Source organism: Amycolatopsis sp. NPDC057786 (assembly GCF_042797905.1).
In the GTDB taxonomy this organism is placed as follows: Bacteria; Actinomycetota; Actinomycetes; order Mycobacteriales; family Pseudonocardiaceae; genus Amycolatopsis.
The window spans coordinates 151904-166956 of sequence record NZ_JBHVKW010000005.1 but is presented as its reverse complement, the minus strand read 5'-3'; the positions used below and the strand labels follow the sequence as shown (position 1 = coordinate 166956).

15 protein-coding genes are annotated in these 15053 nt (G+C 67.2%); 10 read left to right on the top strand and 5 right to left on the bottom strand.

The window, feature by feature from the left end:
- Positions 1-36: 36 nt before the first annotated feature.
- Both ACFVM3_RS06040 and ACFVM3_RS06035 read left to right on the top strand, forming a co-directional pair.
- Positions 37-465 carry a PaaI family thioesterase gene (locus ACFVM3_RS06040; protein WP_034315968.1) on the top strand — a complete coding sequence of 143 codons (429 nt, stop codon included), beginning with the start codon at positions 37-39 and terminating at the stop codon, positions 463-465.
- Positions 466-875: 410 nt separating this feature from the next.
- Positions 876-1844, top strand: coding sequence for a LysR family transcriptional regulator (locus ACFVM3_RS06035; RefSeq protein WP_378436021.1), 969 nt, complete (start codon positions 876-878; stop codon positions 1842-1844).
- Here the strand turns inward: ACFVM3_RS06035 and ACFVM3_RS06030 are convergent.
- The gene (locus ACFVM3_RS06030; protein WP_378436019.1) at positions 1810-2622 is read right to left on the bottom strand and encodes an alpha/beta hydrolase family protein; all 813 of its coding nucleotides are present in this window, start codon (positions 2620-2622) and stop codon (positions 1810-1812) included. The genes ACFVM3_RS06035 and ACFVM3_RS06030 overlap by 35 nt on opposite strands.
- 437 nt (positions 2623-3059) lie before the next feature.
- On the opposite strand from ACFVM3_RS06030, the gene ACFVM3_RS06025 reads away from it, so the two are divergent.
- The 5 genes from ACFVM3_RS06025 to ACFVM3_RS06005 all read left to right on the top strand — a co-directional run bounded on the left by ACFVM3_RS06025 (position 3060) and on the right by ACFVM3_RS06005 (position 7906).
- Positions 3060-4214 (top strand): branched-chain amino acid ABC transporter substrate-binding protein, encoded by a 1155-nt coding sequence (locus tag ACFVM3_RS06025; RefSeq protein WP_378436017.1) that lies wholly within the window; start codon positions 3060-3062, stop codon positions 4212-4214.
- A gap of 111 nt (positions 4215-4325) precedes the next feature.
- The gene (locus tag ACFVM3_RS06020) at positions 4326-5297 is read left to right on the top strand and encodes a branched-chain amino acid ABC transporter permease (protein WP_378436015.1); all 972 of its coding nucleotides are present in this window, start codon (positions 4326-4328) and stop codon (positions 5295-5297) included.
- The gene (locus ACFVM3_RS06015; protein ID WP_378436013.1) at positions 5294-6433 is read left to right on the top strand and encodes a branched-chain amino acid ABC transporter permease; all 1140 of its coding nucleotides are present in this window, start codon (positions 5294-5296) and stop codon (positions 6431-6433) included. Before ACFVM3_RS06020 ends, ACFVM3_RS06015 begins: the two co-directional genes overlap by 4 nt.
- Positions 6430-7203, top strand: coding sequence for an ABC transporter ATP-binding protein (locus tag ACFVM3_RS06010; RefSeq protein ID WP_378436011.1), 774 nt, complete (start codon positions 6430-6432; stop codon positions 7201-7203). The genes ACFVM3_RS06015 and ACFVM3_RS06010 overlap by 4 nt, the downstream gene beginning before the upstream one ends.
- Positions 7193-7906, top strand: a complete 714-nt coding sequence (locus ACFVM3_RS06005) for an ABC transporter ATP-binding protein (RefSeq protein WP_125783240.1) — start codon at positions 7193-7195, stop codon at positions 7904-7906. Before ACFVM3_RS06010 ends, ACFVM3_RS06005 begins: the two co-directional genes overlap by 11 nt.
- Positions 7907-7952: 46 nt before the next feature.
- On the opposite strand, the gene ACFVM3_RS06000 is transcribed toward ACFVM3_RS06005, so the two are convergent.
- Positions 7953-8480: a hypothetical protein gene (locus ACFVM3_RS06000; protein WP_378436009.1), complete on the bottom strand. Its 528-nt coding sequence runs from the start codon at positions 8478-8480 to the stop codon at positions 7953-7955.
- A complete protein-coding gene (locus ACFVM3_RS05995; protein ID WP_378436007.1) occupies positions 8477-9058 on the bottom strand; it encodes an ATP-binding protein in 582 nt (193 codons plus the stop codon). The genes ACFVM3_RS06000 and ACFVM3_RS05995 overlap by 4 nt, the downstream gene beginning before the upstream one ends.
- A 39-nt stretch (positions 9059-9097) precedes the next feature.
- Here ACFVM3_RS05995 and ACFVM3_RS05990 point away from each other — a divergent pair, with 39 nt between their 5' ends.
- Both ACFVM3_RS05990 and ACFVM3_RS05985 read left to right on the top strand, forming a co-directional pair.
- Positions 9098-9919, top strand: a complete 822-nt coding sequence (locus ACFVM3_RS05990; RefSeq protein ID WP_378436005.1) for a LysR family transcriptional regulator — start codon at positions 9098-9100, stop codon at positions 9917-9919.
- A 141-nt stretch (positions 9920-10060) separates the two neighbouring features.
- Positions 10061-10363 (top strand): DUF6506 family protein, encoded by a 303-nt coding sequence (locus ACFVM3_RS05985; RefSeq protein WP_378436003.1) that lies wholly within the window; start codon positions 10061-10063, stop codon positions 10361-10363.
- On the opposite strand, the gene ACFVM3_RS05980 is transcribed toward ACFVM3_RS05985, so the two are convergent.
- On the bottom strand, positions 10360-10839 hold the full coding sequence (locus ACFVM3_RS05980; protein ID WP_378436001.1) for a MarR family winged helix-turn-helix transcriptional regulator: 480 nt from the start codon (positions 10837-10839) through the stop codon (positions 10360-10362). The genes ACFVM3_RS05985 and ACFVM3_RS05980 overlap by 4 nt on opposite strands.
- Positions 10840-10922: 83 nt before the next feature.
- On the opposite strand from ACFVM3_RS05980, the gene ACFVM3_RS05975 reads away from it, so the two are divergent.
- A complete protein-coding gene (locus ACFVM3_RS05975) occupies positions 10923-11564 on the top strand; it encodes an FMN-dependent NADH-azoreductase (RefSeq protein ID WP_378435999.1) in 642 nt (213 codons plus the stop codon).
- Positions 11565-11733: 169 nt separating this feature from the next.
- On the opposite strand, the gene ACFVM3_RS05970 is transcribed toward ACFVM3_RS05975, so the two are convergent.
- Positions 11734-14868, bottom strand: coding sequence for a TIM-barrel domain-containing protein (locus tag ACFVM3_RS05970; RefSeq protein ID WP_378435997.1), 3135 nt, complete (start codon positions 14866-14868; stop codon positions 11734-11736).
- Positions 14869-15053: the final 185 nt, after the last annotated feature.

The window sequence follows — 15053 nt, the reverse complement described above, 5'->3', positions numbered from 1 at the left end:
ACAGTCCTACCTGTCGTGTCGTTTAAGGAGCTCTGCGTGACCGAACAAGCCCTCGAATCCTTCGCCGGGATCGACCCGGCCTACGCCGGACAGCAGCTCAACGACAAGCTCGGGCTCGAGATCAGCGAATTCGGCCCCGAACGCGTCGTGGGCAGCATCCCGGTGGAGGGCAATCTCCAACCCTACGGTCTCCTCCACGGCGGCGCGAACGCCGTGGTCGCCGAGGCGCTCGGTTCCATGGTCTGCGCGCTCAACGCCGGCACCGACAAGGCGACGATGGGGCTCGAACTCTCGTGCACGCACCACCGGGCGGTCCGCTCCGGGCGGGTGACCGGTGTCGCCACCCCGGTGCACGTCGGACGCGGGACCGTGACCGCCGAGATCGTGCTGACCGACGACCAGGGGCGCCGGTCGTGCACGGCGCGGCTGACGTGCGTGGTGCGGGAGCGGCCGCCGGGCATGTGAGTCCGTGAAGGCCTCCTTCACTACCTTGAGGGTCAGGGCCCCGGCAAAGTCGTCTGTCCGCTGGTCAAGGGGGTGGCGACCAGGTGGTCACGGACTACACGATCGTCACCTCAGCCTCAACAACACCAGCCCCGCAAGTCACAGCCGTCGCGCGTGAAGGACCCCTTTCCTCGGCTCAGCCGAAGAAACTCGACCTTCACACCTTCCCCAGTACATGAAGGACCCCTTCCTTGCGCCTAGGTACAGGAAGGGGGCCATCATGTACTGGGGGAAGGGTCCTTCACGCGCGACCGCTGTGACTGCTGGGCCTGGCGGTGCTGCTGAGGCTGAGGTAGCGATCGCGTAGTCCTTGAAGGCCTCCTTCACTACCTTGAGGGTAGGTAAGGGGGCCTTCACGTACCTTCAGGGACGTGGATCTCGACACGGCCCAGGTGCGCGCGTTCGTCGCCACCGCCGACCACGGCCATTTCGGTCGAGCGGCAGAATCCCTGTTCCTCACCCAGCAGGCGCTGTCGAAGCGCGTCCGGAAGCTCGAGGACACCCTGTCGGTCCAGCTCTTCCGGCGCACCAACAGGTCCGTCGAGCTGACCGCCGACGGCGACCGGTTCCTCCCGCACGCGCGCGAGCTGATCCGCGCGGCCGACGCCGCCGTCGCCGCGATGGGCCTGCAGGACCGCCCGCCCCGCCTCGACGTCATCGATCCGCGCCTGTCCCCCCTGTACATGCTGCGGCGCATCGCGCAGCGTGACCCCTCACTGGCGGTCGAGCGCGTCGCCGGACGCGGTCTGGCCAACGCCCTCGACCCCCTGGTCCGTGGCGAGATCGATCTCGCGTTCGGCCGCGTCGCGGACCTCGGGCGCGAAGTGCCCGCCGAACTCGAGCACCGGCTCGTCCGGCTGGAACCGTTGGTCGCCCTTCTCGCGCCCGAACACCCACTCGCGGACAACGATGTCCTGAAACTGTCCGATCTCCGGAGTGAGGGCATCTGGATTCCGCAATTGGGCGGCCCGATCGAATGGCTTTCTTATTTGCAACGCCTATGCAAAGAATTCGCCGTCCCGATCGACGACTCCGGCGTCAGTTACGACCTCAGGCACACACTGGAACAGACTCGCTACGGGAAGCAGCGGGTCACGCTCGCGGGCGCCGATATGGACCTCGCCTCCGACCTCAATCTGCGAGTCCTGCCGTTCGAGCCGTCGCCGCTTTTCCCGTGGTCGGTGGTGTGGCGGCGCGGCGAAGGCCCGGCCCTGCGGCGCCTGCTGGCGCTCGCCGGCCGGACCAGCCACGAAGAAGGTTGGTGCACCTACGATCCCGCGCGATCCTGGCTGCCGGACGACGACCTCAGACAGCTAGGTGCCGGGCGAACCAGCGCGTGAGCTCGGCGTCGACCAGCTTCGCGTGGGCCGTCTGCGGAGCCGGTTCGAGGCCGGGCGCGTCGGCGAACTCATGTGCCATCCCCGGGATCGTGACGAGCTCGGATCGCCGCTCCCCCAACGTCTTGTGCAGGGCCTCGGCAGGCTCGGTGATCGAAACGTCGTCCTCCTCGCCGATGACGAGCAGGACCGGCGCGGTCAGTTCGTCGGCCCGCCGCACGTAGTCGTACTCGTTCGCGACCGCGCGGGACCGGTCCGACCAGTGATAGGTGACGTCGTAGACCCGCTCGTTCGCCGCGATCACCGGCGCCAGCTGGGTCACCGGGTTCACCAGCGCGGCCGCCGCCACCGGGATCTCCGGGTGGGTCAGCATCTGCAACGCGACCGCGCCGCCCTGCGAACCGCCGACCAGCCCGACCGGTCCGTCCTCAATGGACAGGCGGGAGCGCAGTTCCGCCACCGCGGCCGGGAACTCCGCCTCGACCTGCCTGGTGAGCGGTTCGACGACGTTGAGCACGTTGTCCTCGCTCGCGAGGCGGAAGAAGCCCTCGAAACCGCCATCGGGGAACCGTTTACCGGTCAGCGGCAACCCGAGGTGCACCCGCCACGCGTGCAGGTCCCGCATCGGCAGCGCCGCCGCCATGGCCGCCTCACTGAACGGCGCGCCCAGCAGATGCCAGGTCAGCACCAGCGGCGCCGGACGCTTCCCGTCCGACGGCGGCACCGCCACGAACGGGACTCCCGCGGCCACGCCTTCGATCACTTCGGTACTCATCGTCATGGGGACAGCTAATCGCGAGGCCAGGGCCGGAATCCAACAGCCGTTCGGACCGCGACGACAACCATCGGTTGTCACGGCGCGAGAGAAGAGGGGGCACCGTTGACGCCCTTTGGGGCAGCATTGCTACGACGAACGGCCGCCCACGGAAGAGCTGAAAAAGCGCAAGATACGCGGCCGAAACATGATCCTTACCCACCAGCATGATCGACGTGGTAGCGGTGAATCCCCAGCGTGACCAGCGAAGACTCGACAACCGGCAACATTCGCCTTTTCGTGCAATTCGTTCTGGTTTCGACCGTCACGATGTGGACACAGAGTGATGGGCGTCTGGGCAGATCATGGCGTAGGGGGATATCTTCCTGCCCTAACCTAGCCCCTGTGTCGGGGGCAACGCCTACCGGCGGCTGGTTGGTCATGGGAGGTAGTCGGTGTCAGGAGTGCGTTTTGGACGGGTTTTCGCCGTCGCGGCGGCTGCGTCGCTGGCGCTGGCGGGCTGTGCAGGCGGCAGCAGCTCGTCCGGCAGCGGTGACAGCAGCACGCTGAAGATCGGGTTCATGGGTGACCTCACCGGTGAGAACTCCGGGATCGTGATCCCGCCCCGCAACGGCGCCAAGCTCGCTATCGACGAGTACAACAAGACGAACCCGGCGACGAAGCTGGAACTCAAGGAATACGACAGCCAGGGCAAGCCCGAGCAGGCGACGTCGCTGATCGCGACCGCCGTCGGCCAGGACAAGATCACCGCCCTGATCGGCCCGGCCTTCTCCGGTGAGTCGAAGGCCATCGGTGGTCAGCTGGAGCAGAACAAGATCCCGAGCGTCTCGCCCTCGGCGACGGGCCCGGGCCTGGCCGCCAACGGCTGGAAGTACTGGCACCGTGTCGTCGCGAACGACAACGACCAGGGCCCGGCCATCGCCAACTTCCTCATCACGGCGAAGTCGCCCAAGAAGGCCTACGTCATCTCGGACGACCAGGAATACAGCGTCGGCCTCGCGGACGCCTTCGAGAAGACCTTCAAGGAGAAGAACGTCCCGGTCGACCGCGACAAGTTCGCCAAGGACGCGTCGGACTACTCCTCGACCGTGCAGAAGGTCAAGGCCGCCAACCCGGACGTCATCCTCTTCGGTGGCTACTACGCCCAGGGCAGCCGTCTGCTCAAGCAGCTGCGTGACAGCCAGGTGACCGCCACCTTCGCCACCGGCGACGGTTCGCTCGACGCCCAGCTCGTGAGCGGCGCGGGTGCCGCGGCCGCGGAGAAGGCCGTCATCGGCTGCCCCTGCAACATCAAGGACGCCGGCACCGGCGACGAGTTCGTCACCAAGTACAAGGCCGCGTACAACGCCGACCCGGCGATCTACGCGACCGAGGGCTACGACGCCGCGACCGCCATCATCAACGCGGTCAAGGCAGGCAACACCACTTCGGAGAAGATCAACGAGTTCCTGAAGACGGTCGACTTCAAGGGTGTCTCGAAGCAGATCAAGTTCAAGGAGAACGGCGAGCCGCAGACGAACGCGATCTACGTCTACCAGGTCACCAACGGCGTCATCAAGAACCTCGGCGCCTCGACCGAAGCCAAGCTCAACGGCTGACGGAGCAGGCAGGAACACCTAACGGAAGCGGGGGCGCTGTGCGAACACAGCACCCCCGCTTCCCGCAAATGTGGCGAAAGAATCCGCCCCGTCCCGTAAGGCATCCACGTCATGCTTCAAGATCTGCAAGCCCAGTTCCTCGGTAGCACCATCGGCGGACTGGTCGCCGGAAGCATCTACGCCCTCATCGCCCTCGGCTACACAATGGTCTACGGCGTGCTCCGGCTCATCAACTTCGCGCATTCCGAAATCTTCATGATCGGGACGATCACGTCCCTGTTCGTCCTGATCACCATCGCGGGCGGCACCGCCCCGATCACGCTCGGCGTGTTCGGGATGATCGCCGTACTGCTGCTGATCATCATCGCTTCGGCCGCCGTGTCCGGCGGCGCGGCGGTGTTGCTGGAGCAAGTGGCGTACCGGCCACTCCGCAAGAAGGGCGCGACCCGGCTCGCCGCCCTGATCTCCGCCATCGGCGCCTCGCTGTTCCTGCAGGAGCTGTTCGGCCTCGAGGTCATCGAATGGATCACGGACAAATCCGGCCGTGTGCAACAGAACGCGCCGCGGTTCATCCCGCACGAGGAGCTCTTCCGCATCGGCAACGGTGTCGTGCGCACGGACCACGTGTTCGTCATCGTCGGTGCCGTGATCATGATGGTCGTGCTCGACCAGCTGGTCAGCCGCACCCGCATCGGCCGCGGTATCCGTGCCACCGCACAGGATCCCGAAGCCGCGGTGCTGATGGGCGTCAGCATCGACAAGATCGTGCGCCTCACGTTCCTGCTCGGTGGCGCGATGGCCGGTGTCGCCGCCGCGCTGTACGTCATGGAATACGAGAACACCGATTACCGCATCGGGTTCCTCCTCGGCATCAAGGCGTTCACCGCGGCCGTGCTGGGAGGTATCGGCAACCTGCGCGGCGCTCTGCTCGGTGGCATCGTGCTCGGTCTGGTGGAGAACTGGAGTTCGATCTTCTTCGGTTCGGAATGGAAGGACGTCACCGCGTTCGTGGTACTGGTGCTGGTCCTGATGTTCCGGCCCACCGGCATCCTCGGTGAATCGCTGCAGCGGGCACGCGCATGAAGGGCAACGAAGAAGTGGCTGAAAAGTCCCCAGAGAACGGCACGGCCAAGCGCGCCGGCTTTCACCCCGTTGACGGTATGCGGGATTGGTGGGCACGCGCCCCGCATTGGCAACGTTATGGTGTTTACCTGGCCTTGATCGCGGGTGCGTTGATCCTGCCCGCGCCCGCCATCGGGTCGTTCATGTCCCCGGACTCGGACTGGACGAGTGTCCTGATCTTCCCGATCGGGATCTACATCCTGCTGGCGATCGGCCTGAACATCGTGGTCGGTCACGCGGGCATGCTCGACCTCGGTTTCGTCGCGTTCTTCGCGATCGGCGCCTACACCCTCGCGACAATGGGGGTGAACTACGGCTGGCTCGTCTGGCCGACCTTGCTGGTCGGCATCTTCCTCGCCGCTATTTCAGGAGTCATCCTCGGTGCTCCGACACTGCGGCTTCGCGGTGACTACCTGGCGATCGTCACGCTCGGCTTCGGTGAGATCGTCCGGATCACCGCGAACAACACCGACGCCATCGGTGGCGCACGCGGTATCACCAACATCCCGCACCCGGAGCCCCTGTTCGGCACCGAGTTCCTGCTGGACGCGGCACCGTACTACTACTTGATCCTGGCCGCGATCGTGATCGCGATCGTCTTCTCGGTTCGCCTGCAGAAGAGCCGCGTCGGGCGTGCATGGGCCGCGATCCGCGAGGACGAGGATGCCGCCGAACTGATGGGCGTCCCGACGTTCAAGTTCAAGCTGCTGGCGTTCGCCATCGGCGCCATGATCGGCGGGTTCGCGGGCGGCATCCACGCCAGCAAGGCCGTCTTCATCGCTCCGGAGAACTTCCCGTTTATCCTCTCGGCGACCATTCTCGCGGCCGTCGTGCTCGGTGGCGCGGGGAACCTGCCCGGCGTGATCCTCGGCGCCTTCCTCGTCGCCTGGCTCCCGGAGCGGTTCCGGTTCCTCCTGGAGTACCGGATCCTGATCTTCGGTGCCGTGCTGGTGCTGATGATGGCGCTGCGACCGGAGGGTCTGCTGCCGTCGCGGCAACGCCAAGCGGAACTACGTGATGGAACGGGCGGGATGGGTGCCATGGGCGCCGAAGTCGCGGGTCCGGATTCCGAGGCTTCGGCGGAGGTGACGAAATGAGCACGCTGCTCGAATTCGACAATGTGACCATGCGCTTCGGCGGTGTCACGGCGTTGAAGGAAGTCAACGTCAGCATCAACCAGGGTGAGATCTTCGCCCTGATCGGCCCGAACGGCGCGGGCAAGACCACCGTGTTCAACGTGGTCACCGGTGTCTACCAGCCGACCGAAGGCCAGGTGCGGTTCAACGGCACCCGGATCGACGGGATGAAGCGGTTCAAGATCAACCAGACCGGGATCGCGCGAACGTTCCAGAACATCCGGTTGTTCCACAACATGTCGGCACTCGAGAACGTGATGGTCGGTGCGGACTCGCACCACAAGACCGGGGCGATCACCGCGACCCTCGGCCTGCCGACACATCGCAAAGAGGAAAAGCGGGGCCGTGAGCTGGCGAGGGACCTGCTGGACTTCGTCGGCATCGGCCGGGTCGAGCACAACACCGCGAAGAACCTCTCCTACGGCGACCAGCGCCGTCTGGAGATCGCGCGTGCGCTCGCGACCGACCCGAAGCTGCTGCTGCTCGACGAGCCCGCCGCCGGGATGAACCCGGCGGAGAAGAACTCGCTGCAGCAGCTGATCCGCAAGATCCGTGACGACGGCCGGACCGTGCTGCTCATCGAGCACGACATGGGCTTGGTCATGCAGATCGCCGACCGGCTGGCCGTGCTCGACTTCGGCCAGAAGATCGCAGAAGGGCTCCCCCAAGAGGTGCAGAACAACCAGAAGGTGATCGAGGCTTACCTGGGGGTGGCGGAAGATGCTTCTTGAGGTTCAGGACATCAACGTCCACTACGGGAAGATCGCCGCGCTCAAGGGAATGACCATCGAGGTCGGCGAGGGCGAGATCGTTTCGCTCATCGGCGCCAACGGTGCAGGCAAGACCACGACACTGAAGACGATCTCGGGCCTGCGTCCGCTGACCAGCGGCCGGATCCTCTTCGACGGCAAGGACATCTCGAAGACGCCCGGCCACAAACGGGTCGAGCTCGGGATCGGCCAGTCACCGGAAGGCCGGGGCGTGTTCCCCGGTATGACGGTGCAGGAGAACCTCCTGATGGGTGCCTACACCCGCAAGGACGACCTGAAGGCCGACCTCGACGAGGTCTACGAACTGTTCCCGCGGCTGAACGAGCGCAAGACCCAGTTCGGCGGCACGATGTCCGGTGGCGAGCAGCAGATGATCGCCATCGGCCGCGCGCTGATGACCAAGCCCAAGGTGCTGCTGCTCGACGAGCCGTCCATGGGTCTGGCGCCGATGCTGATCGCGCAGATCTTCGACATCATCCGTGAGATCAACAAACGCGGGACCACGGTCCTGCTGGTGGAGCAGAACGCGCAGCAGGCGCTGAAGCTCTCCGACCGCGCGTACGTGCTGGAGACCGGGCAAGTGGTCAAGAGCGCCCGCGGTGCCGAGCTGCTGGACGACCCGCAGGTGCGGGCCGCCTACCTCGGTGGCGACCTGGGCGTCTGACGCCCTTCGGAAGGGGCCCCGTCGCGTTTCGCGGCGGGGCCCTTTCTCATCCCAGCTTGATGTCGGTGCCGGTGAGGTTCTTCATGTCGGTCAGCGTCGGACCGCCGAAAGCCCGCAGCACCAAGGGTTTCGCTTCCTTGGGAAGGTCGAAGTAGAGGTCGAACTCGACCCGCACGCCGCGTCCCAGCTCGAACTTGTCCGGCTGCCGTTTGATCGTCATCGCCTGGTTGTCGACCGCGATCACCGTGCCGGAATCGGTGACCAGTTGCTGGCGCCGCGTGTCGAAGAGGATCCCGGACAGGCCCTTTCCCGCCACCACCAGCCGGAGCCGGACGAACTGTCCCTTCGCCTCGAATTCGGCGTGACTGCCGGTGAGGCTGGGGAGCCCGGCGGCCAGGCCGATGAGCGAGAACTCCGTCTCCCCGTTGAGCGCGGGTGGCAGGTGCAGCGCGGTCTCGTCCGGGCGGACCTCACGCGCGGGCAGGTCGTAGACGGGTTTGGCGGGCGGCTGTTCGGCTGAGCAACCGGTGAGCAGGGCCAGGACCGAAGCCGCCGCTGCCAGGCACTTCTTCATCGGACGACCTCCACGCTCAAGTACGGCCACCCATCGACGTCCGGCAGCCGCACGGGGCCGACTTCCGCGCCCGGCGAGAAGTGCACTGTCGTCCCTTTCGTGCCGTCGCCGGCGATCGGCGTCAGATCGGTTACCGGGACGCCGCGTTCGTAACGCCGGGTCCAAGATCCGTCGTGCCGCCGGTTGGTGTGCACGAGCCATTCGCTCAACGCGGCGACGACCGACACGCCGCGACGCGGATGACCGTCCGGAAGCCATTGCCTTCCAGGGAAATCGAAGAAGCGCAGATCCTTGGTCGACATGACCGGTTTCTTCACGAAGCCGCCGTGCCCGTCCGCGCGGGTGGCGGTGCCTCGCCCGTCATCCGCCACCGAAACCGAGCTGTCGGGGTGAACCGTGACGACGGCACTCCCGCCGCCGGTGCTTTCGGCTTCCTCCGCCGCGTACGCGAGCACTTCGAGGACGAGGTGCGCGACCCCGCCCGGGGCGAACTCCTCGGGGTTCCGGCGGATACGCCTCAAATGCTCTGCGTCCACGGACACGGCCCAGTCGTGCGTGGTGTTGCGCCATTCACTCACCCCACCGATTCTGCCTGGTCCTACGGCTACTGTGCCGCTGTGGAGTTACGACGTCTTCGATATCTGTGCGCCGTGGCGGAGGAAGGGCATCTCACCCGCGCCGCGGAGCGCCTCGGCATCCGCGCGTCGTCGCTCAGCCAGCAGATCATCGCGCTGGAACGGGAGCTCGACGCGACCCTGTTCGTCCGGACCCAGGCGGGGATGACGCCCACCACCGCCGCACTGGCCCTGCTCCCCCACGCCCGACGGATACTCGAGGAGGCCGAACTCGGCGCGCGGGCCGTCCACGACACCGTGGGCAGGCCACTCCGCGTCGGCGTGACGCCGGGCGCGCCTCCGGCCGTCCTCGCGACCCTGTACGCCGGAGCGGTGGAGATCGACGATCTGTCCGCCGCACGGCAGCTCGAACTCCTCCGCCGCGGCGCGCTCGACGCCGGCCTGCTCGCCCTGCCGGAAGACGTGGAAGGCCTGCGCGTCGCCGTCGTGAGCGAGAGACCGTTGGGCGCGCTCGTGTCCGACGCTCATCCACTGGCCCGGCCCGACGCGGTGGGCTGGGAAGACCTCACGGGGCTCGACCTCCTTCTGTACGAACGAAAGCTGGCTCCCGGTTACCACGACTGGCTGCTCGCGGGCTGCGCGACGGCCGGCTGGCGGCCGGCTCACGTCCGCGCCGGGCCCCCGCGGCGATCGCTGTTCGTCGCCGAATTGCGGCACGGCGGGGACGTCGTCGCCTTGCGTCCCAGCGAAGAGCCTGCCGAGGGTCTGCGCTGGTTGCCGCTGCGGGAGGCGCCGGTCGTCCGGCACGCGCTCGTGTGGGATCCGGCGCACGAGTCTTCGGACCGGATCGCGGCACTGGTATGACGCCGCCCACATCGGTTTTCCGCGCCGCCCGCCCGGCCTCCCCTCTTCGGTGACCCCGAACGGCCGTACGGAACCGCCTCGTGGACGGCGCCCCTCGTTTCGCGATTACCTCACGGTGTTCGAGAACGAAGGAGAATCGTCATGCGACAGTGGGGTTTCGTGTACTTGGCCGATGGCTGCGACCCGGCGCGGGATGTGTCCCGTGTGGACAGTGGGCGGTGCCTGACGGTGCTGATCGGGGTGGGCCGCGTGGACCAGGTCGTCGCCGCGGTCCGGCGGCTGGTCGACGAAGGGGCGCAGCTGATCGAGCTGTGCGGCGCGTTCGGTCCCGTGTGGACGGCGCGGGTGATCGACGCGGTGGGAAGCGAGGTCCCGGTCGGAAGCGTCATGTACGGCGCCGAAGCCACCAAACAGCTTCACGACCTGTTCGATCTCGGGGCCTAGCAGTCTTCGCTGTGCGCGGCTTCGACGCAGGCCGCGGGCTCGGCGTGCCCCGCCGCCTGGTACAGCAGGGTGTACAGCGTCTCGCGCTGATCCTTGTCGAGCGCGCCGAGCACCTCGTCCTCGACCGCGGCGAGGGCGAACTCGGCTTTGACCAGTTGCTTGGTGCCGACGTCGGTGAGTTCGACGATGTGCCGCCGCCGGTCCTCCGGTGACCGCCTGCGTTCGATCAGGTTCGCGGCCTCGAGGTCGTTCAACAGACCTACGACGTTCGTGCTGTCCATCTCCAGCGTCTTCGCGAGGTCCTGCTGCGAGCAGCCGCGCAAGTCCCGCAGCACGGTCAGCGCGACGAGATGCCGGGGCCGCAGGCCGAGCGGGGCGAGGACGGACTCGCTGCGCAGCCGGATCCGGCGGGTGACGTGGTCGAGCAGCGCGCCGCAGCGATGCGGGGGCTGGTTCACGACCGGGAGTTCGGGCACTCGTCAAGTGTACGTTCCCCCATGATGACCAACACAGCATCAATGGTTTGCGTTACACAAACTATCTATGCAAGATAGTACACATGACGAACCTGCTGCACATCGACTCGAGCATCACGGGCGAGCACTCGACCAGCCGCCGCCTCACCGCGCGGGCGGCGGCCGCGTGGCGCGCCGCGCATCCGGAGGGCACCGTCACCTACCGCGACCTGGGCTCCGACCCGCTCCCGCATCTGAACGCGGCGGCCAACATCGCCAAGGCCCTGCCGCCGGAGCAGCACACCCCGGAGCAGGCCGCGGCGTGGCGGCTCATCACGGAACTGGTCGACGAGGTGAAGGCGGCCGACACGATCGTGCTGGGCCTGCCGCTGTACAACTTCGGGCCGCCGAGCACGGTCAAGGCCTGGGTCGACCATCTGATCGTGCCCGGGCTGACGCTCGACGCCGAGACCAGGGAAGGCCTGCTCGGCGGCCGTGACTTCATCGTCGTGACCGCACGCGGCGGCGGTTACGGCGAAGGAACCCCGCGCGAGGGCTGGGACCACGCGCAGGCGTGGATCCCGCACGGTATCTCGTTGACCGGCCTCGAACCGCGGTTCGTCACCGCAGAGCTGACCATGGCGATGGTCAATCCGGCGATGGCGGAACTGATCCCGCTTGCCGAGGCCAGCCAGGCCGAGGCCGAACGCGCCATCGACGCGCTGTGGACGCCCGTCGCGGCCTGACTCAGCAGCAGTGGCCTTGCCTTCCAGTACATGAAGGACCCCTTCCTGTACCTAGGCGCAAGGAAGGGGTCCTTCATGTACCTCGGGGGCCTTCACTCGCCACGGTTGTGACTGTTGTGACCACTGGTGCCTGTGGGGCGAACGTGGCGGTGTTCGAGTCCGTGAAGACTCAACCGATGCCCGCCGCGAACACGTGCATCGCGCTGTTCGATGGCAAGGTCACCGCGACGACCTCCTTTCCCGCGGCCAGCGGGACGGAGTTCGCGAACACCCGGTACGGCGTGGTCGGGTACGCCGCCCCCGCGCGGGTGTTCTTGCCCATCACGGTCGCCACCGTGGTCGCGCCGTACTGGGCCGGATCGGCGCAGCACCAGTTGGGGAACCCGAGTTCGGCCTGACTCGTACTGCCGTCGGCGTAGCGGACGACGACAGTGCCCTTCGCCGTGCCCGTACCGGTTCCCGCCAGCACCAGCTTGGCGCCCGTACCGCGTACCGCGATGGTCTGGCCGGACGCGAGGACGTTGTCCTTCTGCCCGGCACCGGTCACAGGCCAGATCAGCTGAGCACCGAGCGCGGAGAAGCCCGCGCCGGGTTTGAGACCGGCTTCGGCGAGGCCTTCCGCCCTGAAACTGCTGCCACCCCCGTCGATGTCCCCCACCGCGACGTGCGCCACGTCGGTGACGCCGACGTTGCCGTACGCCGAGGCCAGCGAAGCGTGCGGCACGGTGACCGTCACCGAGTCGGTGACCCGGTTCGCCCCGAGCCGCGCCTGGTACGACGCAGACGCGGTGAGCTGGTAGTCGTCCGGCTTGATGCCCGCGTCCGGTGTCACCTTCACCGGGACTCGGACGGTCCTGCCGGGCATCACCAGTCGCGGACCGGCGGGCACCTCGACACGGAAGCCGTTGGCGGGCAGGGAGAACTGGACGTTCCGGACCGGCAGCGGCGTGCCGTTGGTGAAGCTCAGCGTGCCCGTCGCGGTCTGCCCTGGACCGGCGACCGCCGGCACGGACAGGGTGACCGAGCCGTTGCGGTCCTCCGGGAAGATCCCGCCGACCGCGCTCGTGCCGAACAGCCGGACGTCCTGGCGCTCACCGGCGCCGATCTTGCCCGTCTTGACCCGCGCGACCCCGCCTGCGGCCGGATCGAACCACCACCCCGCCGCCGCCGCGTCTAGTTCGGCCTTGCTGCCGTACTGCCGCAGGATCGAAGTCCCGGCCAGCACCGTCGCGGGCTTGCTTCCCGTGTGGACGGTCAGCTGGTAGTTCCGAGACGCGGGCTTCCCGGCGTAGGAACCGGAACTGGCGCCGATCCCGACCGTCACCGTGCCAAGGCCGGACATCGGCGCGTCGACGGTGAACGTCTGCTTCGCCTGGTCGCCGTTCTTGTAAGCGCGGGTCACGCCGTCGTCCTCGGTGAGCGTGAACGAACCCTTGCCCTGCGGGTACACGTCGAGGTCGAGCACGCCCTTGTCCCTGGTCTGCCACGACTTCGTGCCCTCGGCCCACATCGGCACCACGGCTCCGGCGCGGACGAACAGCGGCAGCGTGTCGAGCGGCGCGTCGTAACCGTCCACAGTGGTCGGACCGGTGTAGGTCTTGCCACTCCAGTAGTCGACCCAGGTGCCCTTCGGCAGGTAGATGCCGTTGCGCACGGTCGAGTTCTCGTACACCGGCGCGACCAGGAAGTCCTTGCCGGACAGGAACTCGTACTTCGCCTTCTCGCCCCAGACGTTCGGATCGTCTGGGTACTCGAGCGCCAGCGGGCGGACCTGGCCGACGCCGGTCTGGTGCGCCTCCACCGAATGGCTGTAGGTGTAGGGCAGCAGCCGCTCCTTGAGCAGCAGGTACTTGCGGTTGATCGAGGTGTACGGCTCGCCGTAGCGCCACGGCTGCTTGTCCGACGCCGCCCAGCCGTCCATCGTCATCGAGACCGGCAGGAACGCCTTCCACTGCAGGTCGCGGACGTAGGTCTGCGGGCTGCCGCCGAAGATGCCGTCGATGTCGCCGGTGTTGTACGCGATCCCCGACGTCGTGGCGCCGGCGTAGGTCGGGATCTGCCACTTGATGTAGTCGTAGGAACCGGCCTGGTCGCCGCTCCACAGCACGCCGCAACGCTGCGCGCCCGCCCAGCTGACCGGTGTCCAGACGAAACCGCGCGCGTCGCTGTTGTCCTCGATGCCCTTGTGCGCGGTGTCGCAGGCGTCCAGCGCGAACTGATAGCCAGGGCCGACCCACGCGACGTCGAGTTTGCGGACCCGGACCCCGGCCTTGACCTCCTCGACCTGGTTGGGCACGCCGTCCTCGGTCCACAGCCCGAGTTGCATGTTGTTCTTGCGGAGCCCTTCGCCGGTCTGCTGGAGGTTTTCGTACCCGCAGCCATAGCCGTCGTTGACGAGCATCCAGCCGTTGGGCATGCCGTGCTCGGTGTACCCCTCCGCGACCTTGACCGCGTCCAGCGTGCGCCGCTCACCGCGGTTGGCGTTGTGCAGGTAGCAGTCGGCGTCACCGTGTTCGAGACCGTAGAGCGGTGGCAGGAAAGGCTTCCCGACCAGATCGGTGTAACCGGTGATGACGTCCTTGAGCCCGTTGCCGACGACGTAGGTCGCGTCGAAGCGGCGCTCGTCGTGGGTCGTGCGCACCGGCTCGGTGAAGGCGTACGTGCCCTGCGCGAAGGTGTTGCGCAGCACGCCGTATCCCGCCGTGGAGGCGTAGAACGGCTGCGAATTCGGGGCCCCGCCGTCGTTCCAGTTGTAGTCCGCGAAGATCCGGATCGTCTGGTCGCGGTGACTGAACCGGCCGTTCTGCTCGCCGCCGCCCACGAACTGCTCTGCCGCCGTCCGCGCCAGGGTCTGTGTGGTCTGCTTGTCGGTCCAGGACAGCGGCGCCGACTCCTCCCACAGCCGTTTGCGGTCCGCGCCGTCGTACAACGCGAGCCGCAGCGGGTGCTTGTACGCCCGCAGCGTCGCCTTGGCCGTGGAAACCGCCCAGTAGTCCCCCTTGTCCGTCCTCTTCGGCGTCACCGGGTCGCCGGTGCGCGGCAGCACGATCTTGCTCCCGGCCGGATCGGTGAACGTGCCGTCCGGCGCCAGCCAGACCCGGACGGCGCCTTCGGCCGGGAAGCTGACGCGCACCGCGGCGCTTCCCGACTTCAGGGTGACCGTGGGGCCGTCGGCGGAGATGGCGGTCAGATCACCCAGTTTGCCCGACGCCGCCGCGGCCGGATCGGCGTGCGCGGCGACCGGGGAAAGCCCGAGTAAGGCCACTGCGGCCAAACAACTCAGGGATTGCGCAACTCTGCTCATTCTAGACACCTTTCGCGCATGAATACGCAAGATGGTCTCTGTATAGCGCACGGTTCGCGCAAAGTCATCCGCCGAAGCGGTGCTGCCGACTTTCGTCGGGTCGCCCGGAGATCCTTATGGGGCAACGGGACTCAGGTACATGAAGGCCCCCTTCCTGTACCTGGGCGCAAGGAAGGGGGCCTTCA